Source organism: Mycobacterium sp. GA-1285 (genome assembly GCF_001499905.1).
Lineage (GTDB): Bacteria > Actinomycetota > Actinomycetes > Mycobacteriales > Mycobacteriaceae > Mycobacterium.
Genome location: NZ_LQIS01000015.1, coordinates 66,605 through 81,627, shown reverse-complemented (window position 1 = coordinate 81,627; position 15,023 = coordinate 66,605). Strand labels below are relative to the sequence as shown.

The 15,023-nt window shown below is 68.1% G+C and carries 11 protein-coding genes; all 11 read right to left on the bottom strand.

Features of this window, described 5'->3' with window-relative positions; all coding sequences use genetic code 11:
* Nucleotide 1: 1 nt before the first annotated feature.
* The gene (proB, locus tag AU193_RS11590) at nt 2-1,126 is read right to left on the bottom strand and encodes a glutamate 5-kinase (protein WP_064422518.1); all 1,125 of its coding nucleotides are present in this window, start codon (nt 1,124-1,126) and stop codon (nt 2-4) included.
* A complete protein-coding gene (obgE, locus tag AU193_RS11585; RefSeq protein WP_064422517.1) occupies nt 1,123-2,568 on the bottom strand; it encodes a GTPase ObgE in 1,446 nt (481 codons plus the stop codon). Before obgE ends, proB begins: the two co-directional genes overlap by 4 nt.
* An 83-nt stretch (nt 2,569-2,651) precedes the next feature.
* Nucleotides 2,652-2,918, bottom strand: coding sequence for a 50S ribosomal protein L27 (gene rpmA, locus AU193_RS11580; protein ID WP_064405722.1), 267 nt, complete (start codon nt 2,916-2,918; stop codon nt 2,652-2,654).
* A gap of 43 nt (nt 2,919-2,961) precedes the next feature.
* On the bottom strand, nt 2,962-3,273 hold the full coding sequence (gene rplU, locus AU193_RS11575; protein ID WP_064422516.1) for a 50S ribosomal protein L21: 312 nt from the start codon (nt 3,271-3,273) through the stop codon (nt 2,962-2,964).
* A gap of 181 nt (nt 3,274-3,454) precedes the next feature.
* Nucleotides 3,455-6,301, bottom strand: coding sequence for an Rne/Rng family ribonuclease (locus AU193_RS11570; protein WP_064422515.1), 2,847 nt, complete (start codon nt 6,299-6,301; stop codon nt 3,455-3,457).
* A 304-nt stretch (nt 6,302-6,605) separates the two neighbouring features.
* Complete coding sequence (ndk, locus tag AU193_RS11565; RefSeq protein ID WP_064422546.1) at nt 6,606-7,013, bottom strand: nucleoside-diphosphate kinase; 408 nt, start codon at nt 7,011-7,013, stop codon at nt 6,606-6,608.
* 39 nt (nt 7,014-7,052) lie between these two features.
* Nucleotides 7,053-7,448 carry a DUF4233 domain-containing protein gene (locus AU193_RS11560; RefSeq protein WP_064422514.1) on the bottom strand — a complete coding sequence of 132 codons (396 nt, stop codon included), beginning with the start codon at nt 7,446-7,448 and terminating at the stop codon, nt 7,053-7,055.
* Entirely contained in the window at nt 7,445-8,902 is a 1,458-nt protein-coding gene (locus AU193_RS11555; RefSeq protein WP_064422513.1) for a folylpolyglutamate synthase/dihydrofolate synthase family protein, read from the bottom strand. Before AU193_RS11555 ends, AU193_RS11560 begins: the two co-directional genes overlap by 4 nt.
* The gene (locus AU193_RS11550) at nt 8,899-11,550 is read right to left on the bottom strand and encodes a valine--tRNA ligase (RefSeq protein WP_064422512.1); all 2,652 of its coding nucleotides are present in this window, start codon (nt 11,548-11,550) and stop codon (nt 8,899-8,901) included. The genes AU193_RS11555 and AU193_RS11550 overlap by 4 nt, the downstream gene beginning before the upstream one ends.
* A 97-nt stretch (nt 11,551-11,647) precedes the next feature.
* Complete coding sequence (locus AU193_RS11545) at nt 11,648-12,937, bottom strand: trans-acting enoyl reductase family protein (RefSeq protein ID WP_064422511.1); 1,290 nt, start codon at nt 12,935-12,937, stop codon at nt 11,648-11,650.
* 10 nt (nt 12,938-12,947) lie between these two features.
* A complete protein-coding gene (locus AU193_RS11540; RefSeq protein ID WP_064422545.1) occupies nt 12,948-14,972 on the bottom strand; it encodes a S9 family peptidase in 2,025 nt (674 codons plus the stop codon).
* Nucleotides 14,973-15,023: the final 51 nt, after the last annotated feature.

The following is a 15,023-nucleotide window of genomic DNA, read 5'->3' as shown; positions in this document are numbered from 1 at the left end:
ATCAGACGGCGACCAGGTCGTCGGCGTGGACTGCGGGTCGGCGGAGTTCCGGAGACAGGTCCGATGTCGACCGACCCAACATCGTCGCCAACTCGCCGCGGTCGTAGGCGACCACGCCGCGCGCGACCATCGTCCCGTCCTGTGCGCGCAATTCGACGACGTCGCCGCCGTAGAACCGGCCCGACACCGCGGTGATACCGGCGGGCAGCAACGAGCGCCGCTGCTCGACCACCGCACGCACCGCCCCGTCGTCGAGCGTCAGTGCCCCCGCCGCCTCCGCGGCGTACCGCACCCAGAACCGGCGCGCCGACATCCGCTCGGGCCGCGGTGCGAACACCGTGCCGACGGACGCGTCGGCCAATGCTGTCGCCGCATCCGAGGCCGCCGCCAACAACACCGGCACCCCGGCGTCGGCGGCCAGCAACGCAGACGACAGCTTCGACGCCATCCCGCCGGTACCCAGATGGCTGCCTCGACCGGCCACCACACCGTCGAGGTCCTCCGGCCGCGACACCTCGGAGATGAAGCGCGCGTTACCCTTTCGCGGATCCGAATCGTAGAGACCGTCGATGTCGGACAGCAGGATCAGCGCGTCGGCACCGACCAGATGCGCCACCAGCGCCGAGAGGCGGTCGTTGTCGCCGAACCGGATCTCGTTGGTGGCCACGGTGTCGTTCTCGTTGACGATCGCCACCGCGTGCAGCGCCCGCAACCGGTCGAGTGTGCGCTGGGCGTTGGTGTGCTGCACTCGCATCGAGATGTCGTGCGCGGTCAGCAGGACCTGTCCCACGGTGCGCTCATAACGTGCGAAGGCCGCGCTCCACGCGTTGACCAGTGCCACCTGCCCGACGCTGGCGGCGGCCTGTTTGGTGGCCAGGTCAGCGGGGCGTCTCGACAGCCGCAGCGGTTCGATGCCCGCCGCGATAGCGCCCGACGACACGATCACCACGTCCGAGCCGGCCCGCATCCGGCCCTCGATGGCCTCGACCAGCACCGCGAGTCTGGTGGCGTCGAACACTCCGCCCGGTGTGGTCAGCGCGGTGGTGCCGATTTTGACGACGACGCTGCGTGCGGTGCGGACCGCTTCCCGGTTTGCCGACTCGCCGGAGCGCGCTGAGGCGGTCATGATTCGCCGCCGGGGCGCCGCCGTTCCCGCCGCGCGGCCTTACGCTCGGCCGCCCCAACACGGTCGGTCTGCTCGAGCCGCTGATCGGTACCGCGACCCGACATCGGCACGTCGACCCCGGCGGGTGTCTGTGGCTCCCAGTCGAAGGTCACGTCACCGATGGTGACGGCGCATCCGGGCCGAGCACCCAGCTTCAACAGCTCATCCTCGACACCCAGGCGCGCCAGCCGGTCACCCAGATAACCGACCGCTTCGTCGTTGTCGAAATCGGTTTGGGCGACCCACCGTTCGGGCCGGACACCACGCACGACGAAGCCGTCGCGTCCATCCGGCTCGACGGTGAAACCGCTTTCGTCCACGGGGACGGGACGGATGACGGGTCGCCGCGGCACCACCGGCGGTTGTGATTCGCGGTAGGTCGACACCATCTCCCACAGCGCGAACATCAACGGACGCAACCCTTCCCGAGTCACGGTGGATACCTCGAACACCGGCCAGCCGTAGCGGCGCACGATCTCCTCGCGGACGAAGTCGGCCAGCTCGCGGGCGTCGGGTACGTCGATCTTGTTCAGCACCACTGCACGCGGACGCTCGGCGAGATCACCCAGCGTCGAATCACCCTGCAGCGTCGGGGTATACGCGGCGAGCTCCGCCTCCAACGCGTCGATGTCGGAGACTGGGTCACGTCCGGGTTCCATCGTCGCGCAGTCGACCACATGCACCAGCACGGCGCACCGTTCGATGTGCCGCAGGAAGTCCAACCCCAGTCCTCGCCCCTGCGAGGCGCCGGGGATGAGGCCGGGCACGTCGGCGACGGTGAAGGTGTTGCCGCCCGCGGACACCACGCCGAGGTTGGGTGCCAGCGTCGTGAACGGATAGTCGGCGATCTTCGGTTTGGCCGCTGAGATCACCGACACCAGGGACGACTTACCCGCGGACGGGAAGCCGACGAGTCCGACGTCGGCGACGGTCTTGAGTTCGAGCGTCAGGTCACGGACCTGACCCTTTTCGCCGAGCAGCGCGAAGCCGGGGGCCTTGCGGGCGCGTGATGCCAACGCGGCGTTGCCCAGGCCGCCGCGGCCACCAGCGGCCGCTTCGAAGCGGGTGCCGGCACCGACGAGGTCGGCGAGCAGTCGGCCGTTCTCGTCGAGCACGACCGTGCCGTCGGGAACCTTGACCTCGAGGTCGGCGCCCGCGGCCCCGTCCCGGTTGCCGCCGGCACCCTGCTTGCCCGACGGTGCGACGACGTGGGGATGAAAGTGGAAGTCGAGCAGCGTGTGCACCTGCGGATCGACGACCAGAATTACGCTGCCACCGCGGCCGCCGTTACCGCCGTCGGGGCCGCCGAGCGGTTTGAACTTCTCGCGGTGGACCGAGGCGCAGCCGTTACCGCCGTTGCCGGCCCGCGCGTGGATCACGACGCGGTCGACGAAGCGAGGCATCGGTCCTTCCTTTCCGTGACGAGTGTGAGCTACTGCCGGCTTCAGCCGGGAAGTCGCAGCAGCATCACATTCGCGGCAGGAAGTCAGGCCTCCTGCGGTGCCGGTCGAACGACGCTGACGGTCTTGCGGCCGCGCTTGGAGCCGAACTCGACGGCACCGGGGGCGGTGGCGAACAGCGTGTCGTCACCGCCGCGGCCGACGTTGACGCCGGGATGGAAATGGGTGCCCCGCTGCCGCACCAGAATTTCGCCGGCCTTGACGATCTGGCCGCCGAACCGCTTGACGCCGAGCCGCTGTGCGGCGGAGTCGCGACCGTTACGTGAGCTGGAAGCGCCCTTCTTGTGTGCCATCGTGAATCCCCTCAGTGCTTTCTGTTCTTCGCCTGACGGCTCATCACTTGATGCCGGTGACCTTGAGGACCGTCAGCTGCTGACGGTGCCCCTGGCGCTTGTGATAGCCGGTCTTGTTCTTGAACTTGTGGATGCGGATCTTGGGGCCCTTGGTGTGCTCGAGGATCTCACCGGTGACGGCGACCTTCTCGAGCGCCTTGGCGTCCGAGGTCACCTTCGACCCGTCGACGACGAGGGCAACGGGCAACGAGACGCTGGCGCCGGGGTCGGAATCGAGCTTCTCGACCTTCACCACGTCGCCGACCGCGACCTTGTACTGCTTGCCGCCGGTCTTGACGATTGCGTAAGTCGCCATCGTGCTGCCACTCCTACGTCGTTCACTGGGCGCGCGCGATTTGCCGCTGCGCTGGTCTGGGTTTGCGACTGCCGCCCGCTCGCGTGATCCAGAGCCTGGCGACAACTGCTCAAGGCTACTTGAGTCGCCGCACGAGGGTCAAATCACCGCAGGTCACGGCTTGTCACCCCCGGCGACGAGTTCAGCCCTCCCGACGTGGTGGGCCCGCAGGCCGAGCGGCCGCCCGGCGCCGGTGCCGCCCTCCGGACACAACCGTGGGTGCGACGTCCCTGCTGTCGTAGTCGCCGGACTCGTTGTCTTCGTCTGAATCCTCGTCGTCGTCCGAGTCCTCGTCCTCATCGGAGTCCTCGTCGGAGTCCTCGTCGGAGTCGTCTTCGGCGCCGATGACCTCGATGTCGTCGTCGATGTCGTCTTCGTCGTCGTCGGAATCCAGGTCGATCTCGTCCTCGTCCTCGTCGGACTCGTCATCCTCGTCGGGCTCGTCATCCTCATCGGACTCGTCGAAGTCCTCGTCCTCGAGGTCCTCGATATCGTCCTCGCCCGACTCGATCACCGCGGCGCGGATGGCCGAACTGACTTCGGCTTCGGGTTCGGTCTCGGCGACCTCTTCAGGCTTCTCCTCGTGGGTGGCATCGTCGTCCGCGCCATGCCGGCCGTTGGCGGCCGCCATCGCCTTGAACATCGGATGCTCGCCCGCCGGATGCGGCGGGACCTTGGCCACGGCGACGTCGTCGGACTTGGTGCCGCGCTTACCGCGCTTACCGCGCCGGCCGCTGTCCGACTTGCGTGCGCTCCCCGACGTCGAGTCGACCGGGTCGCCGTGCAGCACGATTCCCCGCCCGCCGCAGTGGGTGCACGCCGTCGAGAACGCCTCCACCAGACCGGTGCCGAGCCGTTTGCGCGTCAACTGAACCAGGCCCAGCGAGGTCACCTCGGAGACCTGATGACGGGTCCGGTCGCGGGCCAGCGCCTCCGTCAGCCGCCGCAGTACCAGGTCGCGGTTGGACTCCAGCACCATGTCGATGAAGTCGATGACGACGATGCCGCCGATATCGCGCAGCCTCAGCTGGCGCACGATCTCCTCGGCCGCCTCGAGGTTGTTGCGGGTGACGGTCTGCTCGAGGTTGCCGCCCGACCCGGTGAACTTGCCGGTGTTGACGTCGATGACGGTCATGGCCTCGGTGCGGTCGATGACAAGCGTGCCGCCCGACGGCAGCCACACCTTGCGATCCATCGCCTTGTCCAGTTGCTCGTCGATGCGGTGCACCGCGAACACGTCGGGGCCGTCAGGAGATGCGGGTTCGTACTTCGTCAATCGTGGAAGAAGTTCGGGCGCAACCGAATTCACGTATTCGTTGATGGTGTTCCAAGCCTCGTCGCCGGAGACCGTCAGCCCGGTGAAGTCCTCGTTGAACAGATCGCGGATCACCTTGACCAGCACATCGGGCTCCTCGTAGAGCGCGACGGCCGCACCGGCCTTCTTCGCGGTGATATCGGCGGCCTTGGCCTCGATCTCCGACCAGCGCTTGGCGAGGCGTTCGACGTCGTTGCGGATGTCCTCTTCTTTGACGCCTTCCGACGCCGTGCGGATGATCACCCCGGCGTCGGGCGGGACGACCTCACGCAGGATCTCCTTGAGACGCTGACGTTCCGTGTCGGGCAGTTTGCGGCTGATGCCGGTCGACGAGGCGCCGGGCACATAGACCAGGTACCGGCCCGCCAACGACACCTGCGTCGTCAAGCGGGCGCCCTTGTGCCCGACGGGGTCCTTGCTGACCTGGACGACGACATAGTCACCCGGCTTGAGCGCCTGTTCGATCTTGCGGTTCTGGCCTCCGAGGCCGGCGGCTTCCCAGTTGACCTCGCCGGCGTAGAGGACACCGTTGCGCCCGCGGCCGATGTCGACGAAGGCCGCCTCCATCGATGGCAGCACGTTCTGCACGATGCCGAGGTAGATGTTGCCGACCAGGGAGGCGGACGCCGCCGAGGTCACGAAGTGCTCGACGACGACGCCGTCCTCCAGCACGGCGATCTGGGTGTATCGCGCGCCCTCGTGCGGCGGTTCGGTGCGAACCTTGTCGCGGACGACCATCATCCGTTCGACTGCTTCGCGCCTGGCCAGGAATTCGGCCTCGCTCAGGATCGGGGGGCGGCGCCTGCCGGCATCGCGGCCGTCGCGCCTGCGTTGCCGTTTGGCCTCCAGCCGGGTCGATCCGCTGATGCCCTGGATCTCGCCGTCGCCGCTGCCGGACTTGTCGCTTCTCGCCGACTTCCGCGGCTCTCGTTCGTGGACGACGGTGTTGGGCGGATCGTCGGGCGAGGTCGCGTCGCTCTCATCCCCCGACCCCGATTTGCGACGACGGCGGCGACGACGGCGGCGGGTGGCACCGTCCGTGCCGGTGTTCTCGTCGTCGCCGTTGTCCTCGTCGGAGTCGTCCGATTCGTCGCCGTCCTGGTCGGCAGCCTGCGATCCGCCCTCGTTGGCCTCGCCGTCGGCATCGGCGTCGTCGCCGTTCTGCTCACCGCGCCCGCGGCCCCGCCCGCGCCTGCCGCGACGGCGACGGCGGCCGGAGGGACGCTCGGACTGGTCGTCCTCACTGTCCGGGCCGTCCTCGTCATCGTCGTCGTCATCGTCGTCGGAGTCGTCCTCGAATTGGACGGGTTGCGGCGCGACGAACAGCGGCATGTATTCGGCGCGCTGAGGGGTCTCCTCCGCGGGGGTCTCCAGAATCAGCCGGGACTCCGGCTCGTCACCATTGCTCGCTTCGGCGCCGTCCGCGGGTTCGGGCGTCTGCGACCCGTCCGCGCCATCGGCGAGCGCTTGGCGCACCCTTTGCGCCTCGTCCTCCTCGACCGTGGATTCGGCGGTGCGGGGACGGCCGTCCAGTTGGGTCAGCGCCTGTAGCACTCGCTCGCTGGTCGTGCCCAGCGTCTGGGCGAGCACATCCACTCTCAACGATTCCGGCTGAGAGTCTTCCGCTTCTCGCGTGTGTTCGGACAGGTCTTCGGTTGGGGCATCTTCGGCCACGTAGTCTCCTTAAGCCCCCGGGCGCGTCTTGTTCGTCGCGGCCACGCGAGGGCTTCCGCTATGGACCCGGGTGATTTCGCCCGAGCTTGTTGTGGTCTCGCTCCGGGCGGCCCACTGGGGACCATCCCGGTGCCGGTCTGAATGATGGCTGGACGGTCGGCGCCGCATCACGCGTGGCGATGGTCGCGCACGTCTAAGTCTTCATTCGGGCGTCCGGTCCCGGTTGGCGGCCGGTCACCCGGGTCGAGTATCCCACATCACGGGGCCCCATCCGACCAGGCTGGGCGAGACAGGTGGCAAACCCCTACTTGCCGGGGAACCAGAGAGCGATCTCGCGCGCGGCGGACTCCGGGGAATCCGAGCCGTGAACGAGGTTGTCCTGAGTGATCAGGGCCAGGTCGCCGCGGATGGTGCCCGGGGACGCCTTCTCCACGGGATCGGTTCCACCGGCGATCTGCCGGAACGCCGCGATCGCACGCGGGCCCTCCACGACCGCCGCCACGACCGGGCCCGACGTGATGAAGGTGAGCAGCGAATCGAAGAACGGCTTGCCTTCGTGCTCGGCGTAGTGCTTGCGGGCCAGGTCGTCGCTGACGGTCACCAGTTGCAGTTCGGCGATCGCCAACCCTTTGCGTTCGATTCGGCGCAGAATCTCACCGACAAGACGCCGCCTGACGCCGTCGGGCTTGACCAACACCAGGGTGCGTTCAATCGGCTCAGTCACGGCGCACAGAATAGCCGCCGGAGTCGGCTACTCCGGCGGACGCTGCTGACCAGGCAGAAGTCCCCGCTTCTGCCGGCGCAAGACCTCGCCGCGCAAATAGGCAATGAACAGCCACACGACCAGAAAGACGACGCCGACGAAGGCGATCGCCAGGTCGAGGACGACGCCCGCGATCAGGACCAACTGGAGGCCCACGTTCACCCAGATCGCCCACGGTTTGCCCTGCACACCGGCCAACAGCACCAGGATCACCGCCATCCCGATCAGGAACCCGCCGGTGGCGGCGGTGAACCCACCCCCGATGTTCGCCACCACCGGCAACGCCAGCAGGACGACGATGGCTTCGAGGATCAGCGTGCCCGCCATCACCCCGCGGAAGCTCTTCCAGGGGTCCGGCTGCTGCACAGGCACCGGTTCGGTCATTGCGGATCCTTTCCGAACAACGTCCGTGCCGCTCCGGCGGTGACGACGGATCCGGTGATCACGATCCCCGCGCCGCCGAACAGTTCTCCCTCGCTGGCCGACTCCTCGACGATCGCGGTGGCGGTCTCGATCGCGTCAGGCAGCGTCGCTGCGGTGACGACCCGCTCGGGACCGAACCTCTGTTCGGCCACCGGCGCCAGCGCCTCGACGTCGAGAGCACGCGGTGATCCGTTGTGAGTGACGACGACCTGGTCGAACACCGGTTCCAGCGCGGCCAGGATGCCGTCGACGTCCTTGTCGCCCATCACCGACACGACGCCGACCAGGAAGCGGAAGTCGAACTCCTCCTGCAGCGCCTGCGCCAACGCCGCGGCGCCCGCGGGGTTGTGGGCGGCATCGATGAAAACGGTTGGCGCACTTCGCATTCGCTCCAGGCGGCCGGGACTCGTCACCGCGGCGAAGCCGGCCCGCACCGCTTCGATGTCCAGCTGGCGCTGCGCCCCCGCACCGAAGAACGCCTCGACAGCCGCCAGTGCCAGCGCGGCGTTGTGTGCCTGGTGTTCGCCGTGCAGCGGCAGAAAGATTTCGGAGTAGAGGCCGCCGAGCCCCTGCAGTTCGAGCAGCTGCCCGCCGACCGCCACCTGCCTGCCGAGCACTGCGAACTCCGAGTCCTCACGCGCGACCGCAGCGTCCGCACGCACCGTCTGGGCCAGCAGCGCCTCCATCGCCTCGGGCGCCTGCCTGCCGATGATCGCGACGGTGCTGAGATCTGTTCCCGACGGCACTATCTCGGCTTCCTGCTTGCCGATGATCCCGGCCTTCTCGGCGGCGATCTCGGCAAGGGTGTCCCCCAGGTACTCGGCGTGGTCCACCCCGATCGGCGTGATCACCGTGACCGGGGCATTGACGACATTGGTGGCGTCCCAGCGACCGCCGAGACCGACCTCGACAACCGCGACGTCGATCGGCGCATCGGCGAAGGCGGCGAACGCCATCGCGGTCACCACCTCGAACTTGCTCATGGCGGGGCCGGCCTTTCCGAGAACGCCGGCCTCGGACTGCTGGTCGACCAGCTGCACGAACGGCTCGATCTCGCGATAGGTCTCGACGTAGGTCGCGGGGCTGATCGGCTTGCCGTCGATCGAGATGCGCTCGACGGCCGACTGCAGGTGCGGGCTGGTGGTGCGGCCGGTGCGACGGTGCAGTGCGGTCAACAGCGCATCGACCATCCGCGCGACGGACGTCTTGCCGTTGGTTCCCGCGATGTGGATCGACGGGTAACTGCGCTGTGGTGAACCGAGCAGTTCCAGCAGCGCCGAGATGCGCGTCGTGCTGGGTTCGAGTTTCGTTTCCGGCCAACGCTGGTCCAGTAGGTGCTCGACTTGCAGGAGCGCCGCGATCTCGTCCGGTGAGGGCTCGGGTTCCGGGGGTGGCCGGTCGTCCGGCTCGGTCATCGCAGCGCGGCCAACCTTGCGGTGATACGGTCGACTTCCTCTTGGGCGACCTGCTGGCGTCCGCGGATCTTCTCGACGACCTCCGCGGGCGCCTTCGCCAGGAACGCCTCGTTCCCGAGTTTGCCTGTCGTGCCGGCCAGTTCCTTCTGCGCCGCGGCGAGATCCTTCTCCAGCCGACGCCGTTCGGCGGCCACATCCACGCTGCCCGAGGTGTCGACCTCGACGGTCACGGTGCCCCGCGACAGTCGCACCTCGATCGCGGCGCTCGGCGCGAAACCGTCCCCGTCGCTGGTCAGCCAGGCCAGTGAGCGCACCGCGGACGCCTGCGCCTGCAGGTCCGCACCCGGGATACCCGACAGGCGCGCCGGCACCTTCTGCCGGTCATTGAGCCCCTGATCGCTGCGGAAGCGACGCACCTCGGTGATGAGCTTCTGCATATCCGCAACCCGTTGCGCGGCAACCGGATCGAGTTCGAAGCGCGATGACGTGGGCCAGTCGGCGATCACCAGCGACTCATGACCGGTCAGCGTCTTCCACAACACCTCGGTGACGAAGGGCATCACCGGATGCAACAGCTTGAGCAACGTGTCCAGCACCGCGGCCAGCACGGCCGTCGTGTGCATGACACCCTCGGCGAGCTGCACCTTGGCCAGCTCGACGTACCAGTCGCAGAACTCGTCCCACGCGAAATGGTAGAGCGACTCGCAGGCGCGGTTGAACTCGTAGGAGTCGAACGCCGAATCCACCTCCGCGCGAACCTGTTCCATTCGCCCGAGGATCCACCGGTCGGCGTCGGTGAGCTCGGCGGCGCCCGGCAGCGCAGCGGGGGCCGCGCCGTTCATCAACGCGAATCGGGTGGCGTTGAACAGCTTCGTGGCGAAGTTGCGCGACGCCCGGGCGTGATCCTCACCGATGGACAAGTCGCCGCCGGGGCTCGCCCCCCGCGCCAGCGTGAATCGCAACGCGTCGGCCCCGAAGATCTCCACCCAGTCCAGCGGGTCGATCCCGTTACCGCGAGACTTGCTCATCTTGCGGCCGTGCTCGTCGCGAATCAGCCCGTGCAGAAAGACATTCTGGAACGGCACCTGGGGGTCGCGCCGGCCGTCGAGGGTGATCGCGGGATCGTCGGCGACGAAGGTGCCGAACATCATCATCCGCGCCACCCAGAAGAACAGGATGTCGTAACCGGTGACCAGAACCGTGGTCGGATAGAACTTGGCGAGGTCGGCGGTGTGGTCGGGCCAGCCCATCGTGGAGAACGGCCACAGTGCCGAGCTGAACCAGGTGTCGAGCACGTCGGAGTCCTGCTCCCAGCCCTCGGGTGGCGTCTCGTCGGGGCCGACACAGACGGTCTCGCCATCGGGACCGTGCCAGATCGGGATGCGGTGGCCCCACCACAGCTGTCGGGAGATGCACCAGTCGTGCATGTTGTCCACCCACGCGAACCAGCGCGGTTCCAGGCTCAGCGGATGAATCACGGTGTCGCGGTTGCGGACCGCGTCGCCCGCGGCCTTGGCCAGTGACTCGACCTTGACCCACCACTGCAGCGACAGCCTCGGTTCGATCGGCTCACCGCTGCGCTCGGAGTGGCCGACGCTGTGCACGTAGGGACGCTTCTCGGCGACGACGCGGCCCTCGCGGGCCAGCGCTTCGCGCACCTTGACGCGCGCCTCGAACCGGTCCATGCCGTCGAATTCCGTTCCCGTGTCGGCGATTCGACCCTTAGTGTCCATGATCGACGGCATCGGCAGCTGATGGCGTAGGCCGATCTCGAAGTCGTTCGGGTCATGCGCGGGAGTCACCTTGACGGCGCCCGTGCCGAATTCGGGGTCGACGTGTTCGTCGGCGACGATGATGATGTCGCGGTCGAGGAACGGGTGCGGCAACGACTTGCCGACCAGACCGCGATAGCGCTCGTCGTCCGGATGCACCGCGATCGCCGTGTCACCCAGCATCGTCTCGACGCGGGTGGTGGCGACGATGAGGTGCGGTTCGTCGTCATCGAGTGAGCCGTACCGGAACGACACCAGCTCGCCCTCGATGTCCTCGTACTTCACCTCGAGGTCCGAGATGGCGGTCTCCAGCACCGGCGACCAGTTGACCAGGCGCTCGGCCTGGTAGATCAGGCCGGCGTCGAAGAGCCGCTTGAAGATCGTGCGCACCGCACGCGACAGGCCCTCGTCCATCGTGAATCGGTCACGGCTCCAGTCGACGCCGTCGCCGAGGCGACGCATCTGCGCACCGATGGTGCCACCGGATTCCCGCTTCCAATCCCAGACCTTGTCGATGAACAGCTCCCGGCCGAAGTCTTCCTTGGTCTTGCCGTCGACGGCGAGTTGCTTCTCGACCACTGTCTGGGTGGCGATGCCGGCGTGATCCATGCCCGGCAGCCACAGCACCTCGTAGCCCTGCATCCGCTTGCGCCGGGTCAGCGCATCCATCAGCGTGTGGTCCAGCGCGTGCCCCATGTGCAGATTGCCGGTGACGTTCGGCGGGGGCAGCACGATCGAATAGGGCGGCTTGCTGCTGGTCGCGTCGGCGGTGAAGTAGCCGGCCTTGACCCAGCCCTCGTAGATGTCGCTCTCCACCGCGCCCGGGTCCCAGGACTTGGGCAGGGCTTCAGCGGAGGATTGGGGGCCGGCGGTCACCCCGCAATTCTAGGAACGCGGCGCGCGGCCTCGCTAACTGCCCCGAACCGGCCCGAACAGGGCGGGTTCTCCCTGTCCTGGCTGGATGTGACGTGCACTACCCCGGCAGGTGCGCCGTCTCCAACGTCACTCCCGCGGCAGGGAAGCGTTCGAGCAAGGCGTCGCCCATCGCCGCGGCGGGGGTGAGCACACCGCGCAGGTCGGAGAGCTTCTCCCGATCCAACGCGAGCGCCAGGCCGCATTCCCCGAGCAGTACCGCCGTGGCCTTGTAGCCGGGGTCGCCCTTCTGCGACATGACGGCTCGGTACCGGGCGCCGGTGGTCGTCGACGTGTACGTCTCGACGGTGTAATGGCCGTTCTCGCGGACCTTTTCGCTGGGCCCGGTGCCCGGCTTCGGCAGCACCCGTTCGACCAGTTTGTTGGGCACGCGGTCGAAGTAGCGGCTGCCCAACCCCATCGTCGCGGCGTTGCCGGCCGTGGCCAGCGCGGAGGCGACCGGTGCGAGCACCGACTTGCCCATGCTCATCTGCTCGGCGTACTCCAGCCGGCGCCCGTAGGCGTAGTTCAGTAATGCGTTGCTGCGGCGCACGATACGAGTGTTGACGGCAGCCATGACGAAAGGCGCCACCCAGTAGCCGTCGAGCTCCGGGGCGATCTCCCCGCCCCGCCGCCACCGCAGGTCCGGCTGGCCGCCGAGTTCGGGTTCGGCGGCCCGGTCCGGGGTCAGCGTGTAGGGGTCGTTCATCACCCGTCGCGCCTCGGGGTCCGACGACGCCGCGCGCATGACCTCGATCATCGAGGCGGCCGTGCCACCCGACACCCCTCCCTTGAAGGTCCGCACCACCAGGTTGGTGTCGGTGAGTTCACCCGCGCTGTCCTGCTGCGCACGCCTGTACAGCGCGAACACGGTGAGATCCGATGGGACGGAATCGAATCCGCACGAGTGCACGATGCGCGCACCGGTATCCCCGGCCTGTTTGTGGTACTGATCGATGCTCTCGCGGATGAACAACGACTCACCGGTCAGATCCGCATAGTCGGTACCGGCCGCCGCGCACGCCGCGACCAACGGCAGGCCGTACTTCGCATAAGGCCCCACCGTGGTGACAACGACGCGCGCCTGTGCGGCCATCGCGTTCAGTGTCGACGGCTGCGACGCGTCGGCGGTGATCAGCGGCCACGATTGGGCCTTGTCACCCAACGAGTCTCGGACCGCCAGAAGCTTGTCGTTGGATCTGCCGGCCAGCGCGATCCGGGCATCTCCCCCGGCTTTGGCCAGGTATTCGGCGGTCAGTTTCCCGACGAACCCGGTGGCTCCGTACAAGACGATGTCGAATTGCCGCTCGGGTGTCGAATGTCGCCGGCCGTCCGGCTCGGGTGCGCTCATGGTGGCGACGCTACCCGAGCGTCTCGGGCACCTCGAGGTCCTCACCGAGCACGTGCCGGGCCAGGAACGCGATCACCACCTGGTACCAGATCTTGGCATGTTGCGGAGTGAGCACCCAGTGGTTCTCCGACGGGAAGTACAGAAACCGGTGCGGGCTCTCGCCATCGGCGTCGGCGGGCAGCGCGGAGTGGGTCAGCAACTCGTACCAGAGCCGCAGCGCCTCGCCGATCGGCACTCGGTAGTCCTTATCGCCGTGGATGACCAGCATGGGCGTGCGAATCTCGCCGACGTGGTGGTGCGGCGAGTTGGCCCGCGCCATGTCGCGCGTCATCTCCCGTAGCCAGTAGTACGACGAATCGGTGGTGGCGCCGAACTGATCGAGTGCCCAGAGGCTGGCATGGGTGACGATGGCGTCGAACCTGTCGGTGTGGCCGGCGACCCAGTTGGCCATGTAACCGCCGAACGACCCACCCATCGCCGCGGTTCGGGACGCGTCGATTCGGGGATGTGCACACGCGGCGTCGGTGATGGCCATCAGATCCTCGAAGGGGGCGCCGCCCCATGCGCCCCACCCGCGTCTGATGAAGTCCTGCCCGTAACCGGTGGACATCCCGGGATCGGGCAGCAGCACCGCGTACCCGCGAGCCGCCAGCAGCCACGGATTCCACCGCCACGACCACACGTTCCAGCTGGCCAATGGACCGCCGTGGATCCACAACAGCAGCGGCGTCTCGCGGTTACCCACCGGGAGCACCAGCCATGAACGCACCCGCGTGCCGTCGCTCGACGTCGTCTCGAGCTCGGTCAACGTCCCCGGCAGCGGTGGCGACTCCGCGCACGGAAGTTCGGTGACGGCGCCGTCGGGGTCGATGCGCACCGGGTGGGGTGGCGCGGCGTAGGAGCTTCGCAACGCGAACAGCACACCGCCCGGAGCGGCCACCACATCGGAGTAGCAGTAATCGTCGAACGTCAGCTGGGTCACCTCGTCCTCGCCGAGGTCGACACGGAAAACCGGGGCCCGGCCGTCCTGGTCGGCGGTGACGATCACCGCCGAGCCGTCCCGCAGCCATCTCACCGATGCCGGCCACCGGTCCCAATCGTCGGTGAGCACGCGTGGGAGCTCACCAAACCGAATGCAGCCCAGCGTGATTCGCGGCGGTGTGTCGGGCGTCGAGAACGTCTCGCGGAGGTAGACGACTGTCGAACCATCCGGTGAGATGGCCGGGCTCCACACGTCGGCGTCGGGCTCGTCCACCACCACCGTGCGTTCGCCGCTGTCGAGGTCGATCCGCATCAGCACCAAATGCCGGGACGCACCGGGCGCGGGCCGCTGCCACGTGGTGACCACAAACCGCCCGTCGGAACTGAGGTCGTAATCGGAGTCGCGCAACGCACCGCCCGGTGCGGCGGTCAGATCGCGAACATCCTCGTCGCGCACGCAATCGGCGGTCAGCGCGACGTCGAGCAGGTGCGGCTCGCCCGGCCCCAGGTCGGAGTCCCAGTGCCGGATCGGGTAGCCGGTGTGCAGGATCGCGGTGATCTTGTTGTCCTTGCGCACATTCCGAAGCCGGCGGTCCTCGGCGATGGTCCGTGCCGAGGGCATCAACGAAGAGCGCACCACCGCCGCGTCGGCCTCACGGGCGGGGCGCACCGCCTCGACGGCGCCGGGCAGCGACAGCACCTGCGCCGCCTCACCGCCGGTCGACGGGAGCCGCCACAGCGCGGCGGGCGGCTCGTCGTCGTCCGCGGTAGGACGGACCGCGACGAACAGCAGATCGCCGTCGGCCGCGAACGCCGGTGCCGACTCACCCTTGGTCCCTTGCGTCAGCCGGCGCGCCGGTTGCGCACCGGTGATATCGAGCTCCCAGACCGCGCTGACGTATTCGGTTCTCTTGTCGTTGAGTTGCGCGATGGTGGTCACCAACCTTGTTCCGTCCGGCGACAGCGCCAGCCCCGAGACGCGCGGCAACGCGACGTACTGGTCGAGGTCGTCGAAAGGTGCGCGGGACGAGGCGTCAGGGGCCGGCGCGGTCATGCCCCGTTCGTAGCACAAGCCGGCGACCTTCCCCGCGCCGAAACTGCGCAC